The organism is Nostoc sp. CmiVER01, from assembly GCF_034531135.2.
Lineage (GTDB): Bacteria > Cyanobacteriota > Cyanobacteriia > Cyanobacteriales > Nostocaceae > Nostoc.
In genome coordinates this window covers 23407-39092 of sequence record NZ_JAVRBU020000023.1, presented here as the reverse complement: position 1 = coordinate 39092, position 15686 = coordinate 23407, and the positions used below count along the sequence as shown (strand labels likewise).

The 15686-nt window shown below is 41.2% G+C and carries 13 protein-coding genes and 7 pseudogenes; 9 read left to right on the top strand and 11 right to left on the bottom strand.

Annotation, left to right across the window (positions count from 1 at the left end):
• Nucleotides 1–176: 176 nt before the first annotated feature.
• Both RMZ43_RS31115 and RMZ43_RS31110 read right to left on the bottom strand, forming a co-directional pair.
• Nucleotides 177–677, bottom strand: coding sequence for a hypothetical protein (locus RMZ43_RS31115; RefSeq protein ID WP_322654408.1), 501 nt, complete (start codon nt 675–677; stop codon nt 177–179).
• Between the two features lie 52 nt (nt 678–729).
• Nucleotides 730–1188: a GNAT family N-acetyltransferase gene (locus RMZ43_RS31110; RefSeq protein ID WP_416212451.1), complete on the bottom strand. Its 459-nt coding sequence runs from the start codon at nt 1186–1188 to the stop codon at nt 730–732.
• On the opposite strand from RMZ43_RS31110, the pseudogene RMZ43_RS31105 reads away from it, so the two are divergent.
• Nucleotides 1187–1408: pseudogene (locus RMZ43_RS31105) on the top strand (IS4 family transposase); the annotation flags it as partial. The gene RMZ43_RS31110 and the pseudogene RMZ43_RS31105 sit on opposite strands and share 2 nt — an antisense overlap.
• An 18-nt stretch (nt 1409–1426) precedes the next feature.
• Nucleotides 1427–1588: a hypothetical protein gene (locus RMZ43_RS31100; RefSeq protein WP_322654409.1), complete on the top strand. Its 162-nt coding sequence runs from the start codon at nt 1427–1429 to the stop codon at nt 1586–1588.
• Here RMZ43_RS31100 and RMZ43_RS31095 read toward each other — a convergent pair.
• Nucleotides 1577–2119, bottom strand: a pseudogene (locus RMZ43_RS31095) (IS630 family transposase); the annotation flags it as partial. The gene RMZ43_RS31100 and the pseudogene RMZ43_RS31095 overlap by 12 nt on opposite strands.
• 37 nt (nt 2120–2156) lie before the next feature.
• Entirely contained in the window at nt 2157–2525 is a 369-nt protein-coding gene (locus tag RMZ43_RS31090) for a helix-turn-helix domain-containing protein (protein WP_322654410.1), read from the bottom strand.
• A gap of 99 nt (nt 2526–2624) precedes the next feature.
• Between RMZ43_RS31090 and RMZ43_RS31085 the strand changes: the two genes are divergently transcribed.
• The 4 genes and pseudogenes from RMZ43_RS31085 to RMZ43_RS31070 all read left to right on the top strand — a co-directional run.
• Nucleotides 2625–3062 (top strand): hypothetical protein, encoded by a 438-nt coding sequence (locus RMZ43_RS31085; protein ID WP_322649076.1) that lies wholly within the window; start codon nt 2625–2627, stop codon nt 3060–3062.
• Between the two features lie 59 nt (nt 3063–3121).
• Nucleotides 3122–3827 (top strand): annotated as a pseudogene (locus tag RMZ43_RS31080) (IS5 family transposase); the annotation flags it as partial.
• Nucleotides 3828–3869: 42 nt separating this feature from the next.
• A pseudogene (locus tag RMZ43_RS31075) lies at nt 3870–4292 on the top strand (alpha/beta hydrolase family protein); the annotation flags it as partial.
• Between the two features lie 102 nt (nt 4293–4394).
• Nucleotides 4395–5012 (top strand): annotated as a pseudogene (locus RMZ43_RS31070) (isopentenyl phosphate kinase); the annotation flags it as partial.
• Between the two features lie 306 nt (nt 5013–5318).
• Here RMZ43_RS31070 and RMZ43_RS31065 read toward each other — a convergent pair.
• The 6 genes from RMZ43_RS31065 to RMZ43_RS31040 all read right to left on the bottom strand — a co-directional run bounded on the left by RMZ43_RS31065 (nt 5319) and on the right by RMZ43_RS31040 (nt 11913).
• Entirely contained in the window at nt 5319–5918 is a 600-nt protein-coding gene (locus RMZ43_RS31065) for a DNA cytosine methyltransferase (protein WP_428850945.1), read from the bottom strand.
• Complete coding sequence (locus tag RMZ43_RS31060; protein ID WP_322654417.1) at nt 5860–6093, bottom strand: hypothetical protein; 234 nt, start codon at nt 6091–6093, stop codon at nt 5860–5862. Before RMZ43_RS31060 ends, RMZ43_RS31065 begins: the two co-directional genes overlap by 59 nt.
• Nucleotides 6094–6317: 224 nt before the next feature.
• A complete protein-coding gene (locus RMZ43_RS31055) occupies nt 6318–6827 on the bottom strand; it encodes a hypothetical protein (protein ID WP_322654412.1) in 510 nt (169 codons plus the stop codon).
• Between the two features lie 258 nt (nt 6828–7085).
• Entirely contained in the window at nt 7086–7463 is a 378-nt protein-coding gene (locus RMZ43_RS31050; RefSeq protein ID WP_190894307.1) for a response regulator transcription factor, read from the bottom strand.
• A 77-nt stretch (nt 7464–7540) separates the two neighbouring features.
• Nucleotides 7541–10477 carry a response regulator gene (locus RMZ43_RS31045; RefSeq protein WP_322654413.1) on the bottom strand — a complete coding sequence of 979 codons (2937 nt, stop codon included), beginning with the start codon at nt 10475–10477 and terminating at the stop codon, nt 7541–7543.
• Nucleotides 10478–10512: 35 nt separating this feature from the next.
• Nucleotides 10513–11913, bottom strand: a complete 1401-nt coding sequence (locus RMZ43_RS31040) for a hypothetical protein (RefSeq protein ID WP_322654414.1) — start codon at nt 11911–11913, stop codon at nt 10513–10515.
• Nucleotides 11914–12767: 854 nt separating this feature from the next.
• On the opposite strand from RMZ43_RS31040, the pseudogene RMZ43_RS31035 reads away from it, so the two are divergent.
• The 3 genes and pseudogenes from RMZ43_RS31035 to RMZ43_RS31025 all read left to right on the top strand — a co-directional run.
• A pseudogene (locus RMZ43_RS31035) lies at nt 12768–12860 on the top strand (IS1 family transposase); the annotation flags it as partial.
• Nucleotides 12857–13156, top strand: coding sequence for a transposase (locus RMZ43_RS31030; RefSeq protein WP_428850944.1), 300 nt, complete (start codon nt 12857–12859; stop codon nt 13154–13156). The pseudogene RMZ43_RS31035 and the gene RMZ43_RS31030, both read left to right, overlap by 4 nt.
• Before the next feature lie 448 nt (nt 13157–13604).
• Nucleotides 13605–13700, top strand: a pseudogene (locus RMZ43_RS31025) (IS5/IS1182 family transposase); the annotation flags it as partial.
• Between the two features lie 297 nt (nt 13701–13997).
• On the opposite strand, the gene RMZ43_RS31020 reads toward RMZ43_RS31025, so the two are convergent.
• Nucleotides 13998–15434 (bottom strand): CHAT domain-containing protein, encoded by a 1437-nt coding sequence (locus RMZ43_RS31020; protein ID WP_428850941.1) that lies wholly within the window; start codon nt 15432–15434, stop codon nt 13998–14000.
• Between the last annotated feature and the right edge of the window lie 252 nt (nt 15435–15686).

Genomic DNA, 15686 nt, shown 5'->3' with positions numbered 1-15686 from the left:
TCACGTATTTTTATCAATTAACTTTAGCTACTACCATCCTCATAGCCCTAAAACAGCATCAGTATGTTCAGCAGTATCTCTGTATCTCTATTTGCTGCGCCAACAGTTGTTTAGCTTTAACCACTAAACCGTACCACAAATGATGGCTTGTTCGATGCAGATCGTGTGTGTACAAGTCAGTGAGAGGGGGATCTTTTTTTATATTCAAACTCCAACAAATTCAGCACTTTTCCTTCCAAATCGGTCAAATAAGCCCGCTTCAGCTTCCCCAACGACTCCAAAAACCTCTGCACCGACTCCTCCAGTCCACTCGAATACACCCGATTGATGCGATCGCAAATCACCCGCATCTGCTCACACTCGGCAGGCAAGTAGTTGAAAGACTTCAGGTACTGCAACCCAACTGTATGCTCGCCATCCCAGGTTCTGACGGTACAACTGAATTCGCCCACATGGTTGACTATGCCCCAGCACCCACCTTTACCTCTGAGTTCCGGGTTGTCAAGAGCAAGGATTTGGCATACTTCGCCTAACTGGTAAGTGTTGGGTACTTGGGTGCGTTCCATTATTTGCTGTACTACGTTTTTAACGATTCTAGCTGGTGGCACTTTACGCTGTGCCTGCTCCACTGCTTTTAACCACACTTCTTGCTGTTGTTCGGGTTCAAGCTTTGTCATCGGTCGAACTTGCCCCTCTGCTGCCGAGCAAAATGTCCAATGAAAAAGTGAATCAAGCAAGCTTTTTCGTCATAAATACGCTGTTTGGGTCATCAATGTAGTCAGCAAAGGGGCCTCGGTACTCAAACCCATACCCTGTATACAATGCTCGTGCTGGAGCGAATTCTGGAATTGCCCCTGTTTCTAAATTCAAGCAATCGTAACCACGCCGTTGGGCTTCTTTAATAATCTGTTCCAGAATCTTTGAGGCGACACCCCTACGTTGGTGAGCCTTGACGGTACGCATTGATTTGATTTCACCGCTTTTTGAATCTAGTTCTTTCAATGCCCCGCATCCAACCAGTTCTTCGCCATCCCAAGCCGTCCAAAAGGTAATATCAGGCGAACGCAATGCCTCTATATCAAGAGCATGAACGCTTTCGGGCGGGGTAATCTCATACATATTTTCAAGATGTTCCCATAAAAGGTCAGCAATCTTTTTACCTGTCAGGTCATCTTCTCTAATTTGCATGGTTAATTTATCTCATCATCTTCTCGCTGATTTCCGCATCCTTAATCCCGACTCCGGCATTATTGACCTTAAGACTCATTATCGTGGCTTTCGATATGTCCATGAAATCTTAAAAATGCTTCCAGAAATCCCTGAGCCTATTTTATTAACCCAGATTTTTGCCAAGCTTACTTCTTTAGGACGTATTCATAACGTTTCTACAGGCGTTGAACCCTCTTAATTTGGCAGAGGTATTGCGATGAATAAGCGAATTCCTGAGAAATTATCTTCTAGCCAAATCGATGCAGGTGTTAAACTCGCTATGAAAAAAGCTATTGAAAGACACCACCGTTTAGTAGAATCTATTAGCATTTGGCAAAATGGCCAAGTTGTGACATTACAGCAGTTTTCAGGTAAATAGACCACAGTGATTGAACCAACCGAAAGTATCATCCTCGGTAATAGAATTTACAACTTCAGCCATTGCTTGATTGAGCGATTCAGAAGTACGCGCCTCACAGGAACGAAGAAATTGCTTGAGTTTAGACCAACAAAGCTCTATGGGTGATAGGTCAGGAGAGTAGGGAGGTAAAAACTTGACTTTTGCACCCACTGACTCAATTGCAACCCTTACACGTTCAGCATGATGAACCTTAAGATTATCCATTACGACAATTGCTCCTTGCCATAATTGAGGTGCTAAGACCTGAGTTACATACGTTAGAAATACCTCAGTATTTGTGCTTCCTGGCACAGTCATTGCAGCAACTAGTCCATCGATATTTATTGCACCAATCAAAGAAACATTCCCACCCTTGGTTCCAGGAGCATTACCAACTGCGCGTTCGCCGTTTACTGCTCGAGCAAACAAGCGTGACATTGATAAATTCAATCCGGCTTCATCGACAAATACCAAATTTCGCACGTCAACTTTATCTAACCAACGGCGATAGTCATGTCGGAATTCCTGTACTCGTGGTGTATCCTGCTCACTCGCGTAAAGAGTTTTTTTTACAGCGTAAGCCTAATTTTTCTAACGCCCGATGCATTGTAGTAATACTTACCTCAATCCCTGTACCTTCTACAAAGCGATCGCACAACTCTGTTAGCAACAAATCATTTTTCTCTTCCACCCAAGACTTAATCATGCTTAGATGTTCATCCTGAATTGTCGGCTTTTGGTATCCTCCACGTTGTTTTGCTTCAATTCGTCCACTTTCACGATAATGACGCAGCAAATTTCGTATAAACGACAAGCTGACCTTAAATCTTTGCGCCACCTGCCGTTGAGAACCTTCTTTTGCTAACCAAGCTGCAATCACGCGACGACGCAAATCCTCTGAGTAAGATACTAGCATCGAATCAAACAATTACTTCATATTTAGGTTACCGTAGTTTGTGGTTCAATTACCTGAAAATTGCTGTAACTGCCGAACAAATTCCTTATCTCAACTTAGATGAGTAACCTATTTTCCCTCATTCCAGATCAAATCCGAGATAAATTACCACTGACGGAGGATAAAAAACAACTACTTCAACAGCAAACCATTACTCAAGATATCCCAGGAACAATTCTGCGGGATTTTCAAACTATTTTAGAACTTCTCCAACCCAACGGCGTTGAAGTTAGTAGCACTTATCACCAATTATTGCTTAAGTATCTCCAACAACTTAACTCACAATTGAGTTATCCCATAGATATTAACCTCAAACGTCCTGTACAAAAATCCTATCCTTATATTCACGGTCTTTATTTCCTTCTCCGCACCTCTGGACTGTCTCAAGTTATTACCGAAGGTAAAAAGAGCAAGTTAGTTTTAGACACAAAAATTCTGCAAATTTGGCAAGGATTAAACCACACAGAACAATATTTCACACTGTTAGAGGCTGTTTGAAAAGTTAGAGAAATGGTAAAAAAGCTCTCTCAGTATACGCTGTAAATAGATCGTAGACAGCACTGAAAGAGCAAATTTTCTATGTTTTGGTAGAAGGAGTTAGATGGCGATGCCTACGGCGGGCTACGCCTACGCTACCGGGTGACTTTCCCGTCTGGCAGACGGTATATAGCTATTTTCGCAAATGGCGCAAAGACGGAACGTGGCTGAAAATTCATGATAATCTCCGGCAGTGGACACGGACCCTTGCAGGATCGCCATCGAAGTCCTACGTAAGCGATCATCGATAGTCAAAGCGTCAAGAGTGCAGCGATGGTTAGTCAATTGATAGGCTTTGATGCAGGAAAAAAAATCAAGGGACGGAAGCGATTTATGACGGTCGATACCTTGGGGTTAGTATTGCGGGTCTTGGTCACGGCAGCCAATGTGGGTGAGCCAGAAGGGGGAAAACAAGTTCTTAAACGGGTGAAACACTCTCAGGAGCAGGTATCTCGTTTGACTATTCTCTGGGTGGATGGCGGCTTTGATGGTGAGCCGTTTATGCAGTGGGTGATGAATTTTTGCCGTTGGATTGTGCAGGTGGTGTTGCGCCCGGAGCAGACCAAGGGCTTTGTCTTGCTCAAAAAACGTTGGGTGGTTGAGCGCACTTTTGGTTGGCTCATGGGGTGTCGGCGGTTGGTCAGAGACTATGAGTTATTACCCGAAACATCAGAGACATTTATCTATCTTGCCATGATCCGGATCATGGTGAGGCGATTGGCATAAAATTTTACTCCTCAAAACTTTTCAAACAGCCTCTTAACTTTCCGAGATACTTTTAAAGCAGGAGCCAGCTATTTTGGTGTCAGTGATTTGGAAGCTTTAGTTCGGGACACACATAAGTTTGAATCCCGGTACTTGGATCGTCTGGTTGGCCCTTATCCACAACAGCGTCAGATTTATCAACAGCGTTCGCCAATTAACTTTAGTGAGCGTCTAGCCTGCCCAATGATTTTTTTTCAGGGATTAGAAGATCGAGTAGTTCCGCCCAATCAAACTGAAGCAATGGTTACAGCCCTAAGAACAAAAGGTGTACCTGTGGCTTATGTTGCTTTTGAGGGTGAAGAACATGGTTTCCGCAAAGCCGCAAACATCAAGCGTTCTTTGTCAGCAGAACTTTACTTTTATTCACAAATTTTCAATTTTGAAATTGCCCAACCAGTTGAGCCTGTAGTCATTGAAAACTTTTAGCCCCAACTGAACAAGGCGATCGCCGCCATTGTAGTAGTTTGCGGTGCTTCACGACAGGCTTGACCGCAATACTGCTCGCTTTGTGCATTTTTAACAGCGAATAAATATGATACAATTAATGGTTTTTCATGTGATGAAGAAAAACTAGGGTTTTGCTTAGTTCACCAAGATGCTTTAGATTTAAATTTCCTACTAGCTAAAAGTTTTCTACAAGCAGGTTTACCAGTGGTAAGTTTGCCACCTATTACTATGATAATCACTCATAATAAGAAACTGTTGAAGAGTGACTTTAGTGTAATAGAAAGTAGTCTACAAGCAGGTTTGATTCCTTTAATTTTTGGTGATGTCGTTCTAGATCAAGCTATTGGTGGTACTGTCCTCTCGACAGATGCAATAATTGCAGAACTAGCGAAATACTTCTATCTTCAAGGTAAGTTTAAAATTCAACTAATAAATGTTAGGAATTATGCAGGTGTATATGATCAAGAGGGGCAAGTAGTTTCCAATATTACTCAAGCTAAATATTCTCAGATTAAACCTTTCTTGGGCAAGAGCAAATCAGTAGATGTTACTGGCGGGATGGCGAAGAAAGTTGAGGAGTTTTTGACTATTTCTAGTTTAGGGATTGACTGCTGGATAATTGATGGGAATATCCCAGGCAATTTAGCCTCTTCAGTTTTAGGTACGCTAACTCTAGGCACTTTAATTAGGGCATTTTAACTAAAATGATTTCAAAACTGTTGGTAGTTAATCCGAATTACTTACCCTTAATCTTTTTGAGATAACTCATTGAGAAAGGCAGAGGGCAGTTCTTGCTGAAGGCAGCTATGAATCTATCCTACTAATAAATTTCTGCGAACCCAGATGTGAACTGTAGTTAAGGAAAGAAAACCATTAAAGCAGGCGGAAGGCGGAAATTCACTCTCACCGCACAACCTTTGTGCTTCTTCTTTTCTGTCCCCTGCTTGTTGGTTGTCCTCTTCCTTACCTGTAGTAACACATTTCAAGTGAGTTGCTCTCGGTTTGTCATAAAAATGCTCCTGATAATTGTTTCTGTATGTGAGTAAATAACTGCGCGGCAAAACTGGGTGGTACAGAGTAGCCAATGATTGACCCAGCCGTAGCAGTCTCTTTTGGGAACTCATACCAAGACGGAAACCCTTGCAAGATTGCAGCCCCTTCAATAGACAAGGATTTGACTATCCCATCAGGCGACCAGATATCAGCGAACTTACTACGGTTACAACCTTTGTGATCTGTAAAATGGGATCGCAGAATGGTGTTACAGGGTAGATGCCCAGGCTTGTACTTTAGTCTGTTGCGTCCCCCAACTCTCTCTAGTAGCAGTGGCGTTGGTTCGTTAGCCGTCAGAAATTGTTCTACCGCTTGCCGTTGTTTGGGGAGTAGTTGAGAATCGGTCATCATAGGAATGAGATGGGCGATACCTTCGGCACACTTCGTGAACGCCTCGTACCACCCTATTGGTTTTCTGCGAGTTGGTAAAGCAACGCGACAACCTCTACTGGCAACCAGAACTAACCGCCGCCGCGCCTGGGGCAAGCCAAAGTCAGCCATGTTGACCACTCTGTAATCGACCGAGTATCCCTTTTGCTCCAAAGCATCCAGGATGATGGCAAAACTTTGACTGTTCTGATAGCGCGGGACATTCTCTAGGGTAAACACCCGCTGACTGCAACTGTTGGATAGCTTCTGCTACTGCGATCGCTGCCGTCAGATCGTCACCAGTTTCCTCAGCTTTACCCGCTTTCGCTGTGTGGGCTTGGCTAAAGTTGGCGCACACGGGGGAGGCGTGGAGGTAATCGGGGCGGCGGGGGAAACCTACAAATCTTAACCGTGCTACTTCTTGGACTGTTAGCGGGACTTAAACATTTTTGAAGAAGAAATAAGCCTCAAACCCTTGTGGAGTAACGGAAATACACCAAATGCCCAAAAACGCCTGAAATCCAGATATATCAACAAACCAAGCAAAACGATGTCAAAGTCCCTTGCGGTATACGTTTGGGGCTATTTTATCGGCGTTTTTTGCCTAAGTCCCATTAGCTGGATTATTCTACAGCCGTACTCGCTAAAGTTGCGGTGATGGTTGAGAGCGATCGCCCTGCTCAAGTCTGGTTTTGTGGGGTCGAACTCCACCGCAATGACTGGACGAATCCCGGCTTGCACCATCCCCGCCTCAATCCCACCGCCACCAGCGAACAGTACTACAGCGATTGGGGCATCATCTGGAAGAACTGGTTTTAATTTTGTGCTATCAAAATTTTTGCAGACATCTGATTTTGGTGATGGCTTTTTGATTTTCGCTTTTTTGATAAAGGCGATAATATCTTCCTTATTTGCCCCTTGCTGTTGCATTAGACGGATCATTGGGACAGCAGCAGGGGGGATTGAGCCTATACTTTTACCCTTCCAAACGCCGGTTGTGTTTTTCCTTCCAGTTATATCCCCACCTCCAAAGAAAGGGGTTATTTGGGTCACGCTCACCAATGACACGAGGATAAAAAACAGTTGAGCCATCAAGTAACTTTTTAGTTTTGAGGTACGGATAAAGACATCTGACTGGTTCCCCTTGCGAGGCTTTGACCCCTTTCTCTAAGAATTTTTGGGTATTGTAGATAACTTAGCTATTACTGATTTAGTCATGCAGTCACCTCCAAAGCCAAAACCAGTATTTGACTGGTGTTAATCTCAGTAGTAATCGACCTAACTAAATCAAATGCGATCGCCTGCGGTAGAATGGAAGCGAAAGCAGGTGAAAAGCATTCAAAATTTTCCTCAAAAGCCCAAAACCTGCATTGATTTTTCAAGTACTTCTTTGGGGCGAAATGGTTTAGTTAAATATAAATCTGCGCCAACCTCAATTCCTTTTTGTTTATCAAATTCCTGTCCCTTCGCTGTCAAGATCACAATGTAGATGTCAGTCATTTGCAGGTCGTGTTTTACAATATGGCAGACTTGCAGACCATTCATTTTAGGCATCATCACATCAAGAAAAACTAGGTTTGGTTTTTCAGTTTTAATAGTTTCGAGGGCTTCTTCTCCATTTCGAGCAGTTAGAAGTTCAACACCCTCGTCTTCTAATGCTTCTAGGGCTTGTTCCATCAAAATCAAGATATTGGGTTCATCGTCAACAATTAGAATTTTCTGAGTCATAAGATTGGGAGGGAGTGGGGAGTGAGGAGTGGGGCATTGGGTTAAACTAATTTTTGACCAATCCCCAGTCACAGCGATTACTGTTCGGACAGCATAATAAAAAATACATTTTTCAACTCCTTCTCAAACCGTAGAGTTTTCACCATGTCGGCTTCTTGAGAGAAAATAGAATCGATGATGATCATGTCAGGTTTGGCTGACCGAGCTTTATTGATGCATTCTTGGGGATCGGAGGCTGCAATCACGCTGTATCCCTGAGTTTGTAGTACATCCGATATGGTTTTTAAGGTTGAGGCATTTTTGTCCACAACCAATACCTTTTTACTGGAAGTACCTTGGGAAAGCAATGAGCCAATTTCGTTGAGGAGTTTCTCTGTGTCAATGGGCTTAGTGAGATAGCGATCAATGCCAATATGGTAGCCTCGTTCTTTGTTTTCAATAATTGACAGAATAATGATCGGAATGTCTGCGGTCTGGGGATCATTTTTGAGGACGGCTGCCACATCGAAGCCGTTGATTTGGGGCATCATCACGTCCAGCAGAATCAGGTCGGGACGGGCTATTTTTATTTGATGAATAGCATCCACGCCGTCTTTCGCTTCCCGAACATTATAGCCTTCGGTTTCCAGTTGTTGACGAAGCAATTCCCGAATGTTGATATCATCATCTACTACCAGAATTGTTTTGCTATTTTGATTCAGCACAGGGTTTGTGGTGATGACGTGTTCTTTAAGTTGTTTGACTAGCGCATCCAGATTCAGACTGGTACTGGTTTTACGATCGCTAGCAGAGGTGGGAATGAGGAACGAGAATATGCTGCCCTTACCTGGTTCACTCTCCACCCAGATTCTACCACCGTGATGATCGACGATTTGTTTACAGATGGGCAGTCCTAGCCCTGTGCCTTTGGGTTTGTCGGTGAGGGTGTCGCCAACTTGGCGGAATTTCTCAAATACTTTTGGCTGGTCTTCAGGTGTAATACCAACGCCTGTGTCAATGACGCTGATGCAAACACCTTCGTTCTCTTGTTTAACGCGGCAGATGACAGAACCGAATTCGGTAAACTTAACGGCATTAGAAATCAGATTGATCAGGACTTGTAGCAGACGATTGCGATCGCCTAGTATCTGAGGCAGTCCAGGTTCTATCTCGCACACTAACTGCAAGCCATGAGTTTCAAACAACCCGGCGGTAGAATTGGTTGCCCAATCGAGTAATTCGCTCGGATCGAGGGGTTGCATCTGCCATTCCACCTTACCTGCTTCCATCTTGGCGATATCTAAGACATCGTTAATCAAAGATGTAAGGCGTTCTGCTTCTGACACAATAATGTTGAGATTGTCACCCACCCGCTTAATCGTTTTCTGAAGTTTACGGTCTTCGGTAGGAAGTATTGGAAAAACATCAGTTTCCAGCTTTTCTTTAATGATCGACGCAAAACCGAGGACAGAAGTTAGTGGCGTCCGCAACTCGTGGGAAACCGTAGAGATGAAATCGGTTTTCATCTGATCGATCTCTTTCTCAGCTGTCACATCCCGAATCAGGATCACTGAGCCTAGCCACTTCCTCGACTCATCCTTAAAAGCTTCTTTAAAGATGGTGGTTGCTAGAGCTTGACCAACTCGACCTGCTGCTAGATCGACCTCAGCTGTGAAGATTTCTCGTGACTGCTTGTGGGTCTGCTTTACCAAATTAGCAATTTCAACTTGAGAAATTTCTTGATAGTCTTTTCCTTTAAGGTCAATGTCGCCAAGCTGGAACATTTTGAGTAGCGCCGGGTTAAAGCGGGTGATCTGTCCAATGGTGTTGGTTACTAGTAATCCATCTGCTAGATTGTCAATAATCGCAGTCAGGTCAGCGAATGTTGCTTGCAGTTCTGTGTCTGCTTGTTGCCGTCCCAAGCGGGATAGGGCTAATAGCCAGGAACCTACCCCAATCAACCCAGTCAGAACAACATAAAACAGCACGAGTCGCTTAAAAGAACTTTGCGATCGCGCATTTAAGATCGCAGAGGGAACATGAGTCAAAATTTTCCAACGGTAAGACTTGGCATCCACCTTCTCTTGACTGGAATCAAAGGCGCGGGTCGCCCCCGTACTGGATTGAGCTTTTTGAACTTCCAGTAGAGGATACAGGGTTTTGAAGGTGAATAATCCTTCAGCCGTTTGGAACTGTCCCGACTCCGTTGTGGCTATCTGCTGCCAAACTTTCGGAAAGGCTTTGGCGAAGGTTTGGTTTTTGCGGTCTTCGTACATAAAGCCCCACTCATTCTCTGGCTTTGATCCCTTAAGCCAATAACCATCAGCATTGAGTAGCTGCATTTCGCCTAAAGTTGTCGAGTTTTCTTTTTGCAGATTCTGGATAAATTTCTCACCTAGATAGTTAAGCACAACGATGCCGCGTTTTTGCCCCTGAGAATCAAATACAGGAGTGCCAAAACGGATCATTGGTTTGAGCGGTTGTTCAATTTTGCCCCGCTCAATATTTAGATCCAGTGGCGAAACAAAGACCTCACCTGATTTGAGGGGTAAGGTATCCTTAAACCAGTAACGCTTTGCTTGGACTTGCAGCTTTTCGTCAGGGACAACGCTGGGCTGACCTTTATTAAAGTTGACTCTGACAATTTCTTTACCAGTTATGTCAAGAAAGCGAATCTGGTCATAGAGTTGCTTCTGCTGAGACATGGAAACATACTCTTTAGCGATCGCCTGCCTTAACTCCAGTGTTTCAGTTGTACTCCCAGGTCGGTTGAGCATGGACTGTAGTTCGTTTTGGGTAGCCAAAAACATCAAGTCTGACTTAATTAAATTGAAATCATTAGCAGCTATTTTGGCTTGCAGTTCAACGTTACGGCTTTCGTTGATCGAAATTGCGCCCCGTTCAGTTTTACTCTCTGCCTGATGAATGATGATCAGCACGCCCCCGACCAGGACGGACAGTGGTAAGAAAGTGATCAGGAATTGCTTGAGAATTCCTTGGTGAGCGATTTTCAGTAATTTAAGGTTTTTTAGCATAAGAGAGTGCTGAGTAATGAGTGGTAGCGCGGTGTTCATTTCAAATAGATTAAGAGATGAGTAATTAAAGTATTTCTTTCATAAGACAGTAAATAAAGATGCAAAAGATTTGGATTCTCCATATCAAGGTGCATTACTGAACCATCAACTGCTAAGTGGTGATGATCTATCCATCTATCTTTTGAATCTAGTAAAAAACTGAAGTAGGGGCTTTCATCTGGATGAGATTTTGTTAATTCTTCGTAACTTTGATAAAAAGGAGGTATCCCAATTCCCATCGGCATATATAAGCCTTTAGGATATTCTTCCACAGGCAATTTAGGAAGATTTTTGATATCGATGCCACTGATCAATAATTTATTTTTCTCTCCAGTTCTTGTATCTCCTAATATCAATTCTATCTCCTGCAAATCTTGCTGATTACCGATAGTTTTAATGTTTCTTAAAATAGTTTTTTCAAATTTACCTATTCTCCAGTATTCATTTTTCCAAGGTTTATTGGCATCGTAAAACCCTGGTGATCTAAATGTTGCAAATTCGATTTTATTTTCGTTCCTATAAAAATCTCCCCAGCTAGTTAAATTAGTTGCTAGTGTAGTCCTAACTTTTCTACTTTGTTCCCCTGCCGCAATGATTTTTTCATCAATTGGAAAGTTGGTAACGATTTCTTTTTCATCGCTCACTTTCCTGAGCAAATTAGTATTTATTACTGTACCACTCGGATCTTGCCAGTGTTCTAATCTCCACCAATAGTCCCAATAAGAAATTTTATTGATATTTTCAAATACATTTTTATAATGTCCTAATGGGAAGGTAAACCAATTTTGATAATAAAGGGATTTATTACCATCTTCTTTCGTAAAAAGCAAAACTTCCCAAAATCCAGCATTTAAGCAATTGTTAGCCAAAGCAATCTCTACAAGATTTTGCTTTTCAAAACCATCGCCTCCGATAATTTCTATATTTTCAGAATTTGCCGGAAAGCTAACTTGTTGTCGGTTCCACTCCCGATCTGTAAAGGCAATTATTTCTAAACCTTTATCTTTTTTCACCCATTCTGGTGCTTTAGGCACTAATAGCTTTAAATCAACATTTTTTATAATTATCTTTGCTGTTTTTTTATTTGTCGGTTCCAGTATAAAATCGAAGTGAGTTTCGTCTTTCTTGATAATTGTTAATTTCCGTTGGGAATATCTTTGAAAATTTTTGCCTAAATGGGCAGGATTTGCTGGATACTCGGCATTAGATAATTCTTGGATTTCAACCGTCATCTTATTATCAAAATCATATCTGGATTTAAACCAGAAAGTGCCAATTCCAAGCAAACCAAGCAATAAGATGAGAGTACCGAAGAAAGCCTTTTTCTTAGTAACTCTTAAATTAAGTTTATTTACAAAAATACTTTTATGTTTTTGTCCTAGCGAATTATTATTCATTTGTTTCATTGTTCTAAACATCAATAAAAAAGAAATTGGATAGATCAGAATTTCTTATTTCTTCTTGGCGTACTTGGCGCTCTTGGCGGTTCGTTCTTCATTTCTTGCATCATAAGCGCATCTTCATACAGAATTGGTATAAGTTTCCACAGACAAGCATGTTCTTAGTTTTTACCAGTTGCGATCGCGCGGCCTCTCGTGTAGAAAAGCAGTCTAAACTGTATTGCAACCCTCTGCCTCCTGCTTACTTCACCGTGGCTATCCATACCCCTTCCCTGCGGGACGCTCCGCGAACGGATAAGGAAGCTACGCCCAGCATCTCCAAAAAAGAGAGAAATTGTCATAAAAATCTAAGGATATAATAATTTACTAATTAATAAGACTAGTTTTCCCAAAAAGATGGGCTATCTAACAGCAAAGTTGAGCATTAGCAAATATATTTAAATTCCGTACCAGAGGCATCTTTGCATCTACAGAAATCGCTTACTTTTTGATGAGTTATATCAAGTTCGGATGAATACTTATAACCTATATTCCGCACTTCAATATGTAGCACGAGTAAACTACACGAACAAAAAATTCACTCGTAAGAATTTGAACAATCAAGTCACCAGAAACTAAATAAATTAGCACTTCAAAATTCGAGCTTTTTTATTGTGTAAAAAAGCTGGTTATCCCACAACATTGAATTTGAAATTTTTAATCAGTTATGTAAACATCAGACTAAGCAATACTAAATTAGGTAGCTAAAGACTCAGATAATAAATAATACTTTTGGCAAGCTAATGGCAGGAATTGCAAGATTCGACAACGTGACTGCGTTAAGTTCAAAATCTTCTGCCAGCCTTGTGCAATCATTAATTTATTGGGGCAAGCAACTGGGAGAAAAACTTCCAGATGTACCAAAAGAAGATGTCATTCCAGAAGTTGGCGAATTGGATGAATTAGGCCCGATTACGCTATTTTACAGGTTGATCAAGCACCGGCTCATACAAGTTCAAAGCTCCGTTGGCCGGAGAATATTATTCCTCTGTTTCAACCACCATCAGCCCCTAAACTCAACCCAATTGAAAGGCTTTGGCAGCTGCTCAAAAAACCACTCAAAAATCAACTTTTTTCTTCTTTACAAGCTTTACGCGAGCGCATCCAAGAAATATTTGACCAACTTACTTTTGAGCAGGTAATTTCTGTCTCTTCTTACAACTTTATCCTGGAAGCTTTATTCTATGCAGCTTTATATTAAATTGGTATAAGATAGACGCTAACACTATCATAAAAGGCGACCAAGCTTTCACTTACATTGGAACTCGCGCATTCACCGCAGCAGGTCAGATCCGTTATTCTGGAGGTATTCTCCAAGGTAATACTGATAGTAATCTAGCGGCTAATTTCGAGATTCAGCTTGAAGGATCACCACTACTAGTGGCAAGCGATATTATCGTTTAATAGACTTCTTGTAAAATTCCTTAACAGTCTTACTTCTAAGGCAATACGGTTCAGATAAGACCAAAACACTCGTAGAGACGGCGATTTATCGCGTCTCAAAAACCCAAAATTTTGTACGAGTAGCCCTTAACTGAACCATATTGCCCTATAACGACATTAATAAAAACAACCCCTCAGTCAATTTGACCAAAGGGTTTGTTTATCGCTCTTCCATCACTCTAAGCAGAGGAAAATAAGAAATCCTCAGAATATTATCTGATAGCTATCGAAATCGTCACCGACGTTTTGGGTTAAGGTCTAATTTAATTGCGGGAATTTATAATCACGAATTAGCCATATAAATCGATTAAAAATCAAACTTATCAAATAATTTCAGTAATTAATGAATAACTGAAGCAACCTTTACTTCCATTTTTTTAGTTAGCAATGCCTGCGGTTTGTCGTTGTCATCGCCTGATAATACTTGCTTGAAACAATTTATAAACTCTTACCAAAAACTGAAATTAGAATAATCCATAATCATACCACAAAATATTTATGCAAGAGGTCTACTGAACTTTGAAGAAGGCAGGAGGCAGAGGGCAGAATAAAATACATAATTATTTTATTTTTCCCACAGATGCAGTCCTTGGTATTATCTACCAAGGACTGCCAATCATTGTAAAGGCTGCCCAATAATACGGATGGGATAAATTTAAATCTCCCAGTTCTGATAGTTCTGGTGGTAAAGGCATTTCTGTCCTTAACCCAGAGGAGCGCAGTTGTCCTTGCTTAAACTGAACTTGCCCTTTAAGCATTCTTATTTGCGCTTGCCTAAGAGCTTCAGCTTTAATCGGTGCTGTTTTCAAATGCATATAAAATTCTGTCATCAACGCTAAAGTCCCAGCATCATTAACAGACCACAAACTACCCATTGCCGACTTGACTCCCGCTTGCAAAGCTAACCCTGAAAAGCCTAGCTCTGCTTGCCGATCTCCTAAGGCAGTTCTACACGCACTCAATACTAATAAATCTACAGTAGGAACATTCAATTGCAACTGTCGCAATTGGTTTAAGTACAACTTATTATTCCAAAATTGAATGTAGGAGTTACTAGCTGTTCCTGGTTGGAAGACTCCGTGAGTTGCCAAGTGAACAATTTTGTAAGGTTGCCGTTTTCGTTGCGATCGCAAATTATTTAAAGTGAATTTATCGTTTAGGAAACGTTCCCCCCCCTGATTCTTCACAATTGTAGATAACTCTATAGGTACAGCAGGCAAAGGATCGAAGTCTTTGAATTGGGAAGCTCCCATTGCCAAAACTGAAGATTTACGGATGTCAGTGTAACGAGTGTCTATCAGGCTGAAGGCAGGAATTAAACTGATATTATAGTTTTCTATCAAAAATTTCTGACCATCATGCAATGCTGACAAAGGTACAGAGCGCAAGCCAGTACCTACGCAAAAAACTAAAGTATCTATATTTTGAGCTTTCAGGTCTTTTTCAATTGGAGCAATTAACCACTGATAAAGTTGTTGTGCAGACGCTAAGTAGCTCGTAGTATTAACTTCTCTAGGATTACTAAGTTCAGCTTGAAACTGTTTAGTTACTTTGAATAAAGTATTTTTATTAGCTACTGATATACTCTTATTAATTGGGTTATTTTTCGCAGTTACTAAAAGTATTTCTAGCTGTTTATTTGTTGGTATTAGATAAATAACAGCAGATTTCTTTCCAGTGTCATTCTCAATTTCCTGAAGTTTGTTTTTAATAGTGTTAGATGTCATTAATTGATTAGAAAAAATTGCACCTAAATAATTTTCATAACCCTTTTTCCAGATTTTTTCTTGTTCAGCTACAGCATCTCTTGGTAGTGGTACTTCAGTAGTTGAATTTTCTAAACTTAGATTATACCTCTTGCAAAACTCTTTTTGGCACTTTCGTAAGAGAGCTTTTTTACTAACCCTTTCTCCTACTTCTGCAATAAGTTTATTATTAATTAATTGAGATAAAGTAAGAGTCTCAGCTTTAACTGAGATGGGACTAATTATTTTTGTAATTAGAAATATTATGGCTAAAAAATTAATTTTATTCATGACTGCTGACACCGGGTTAATGTCTGTTAGTATTTCATGTGATAATTTCAGTAGATCGAAAAGTTTTCCAGAAGCCTGAAGAGCCGTTCATTTGAGTTTAGGAACATAGTCTGCCGGAATCCTGTTGGAGTCTGCTTTTCAAGGAACGGGCATTGTTGGTGGGTTAAGAGTGCAGTGCAAGCGATCGCGATCGTCAACCCCAAAACGTCGGCTGAAACCCTGATTATTTCGTCAACTTATAAAAGTTTTCGA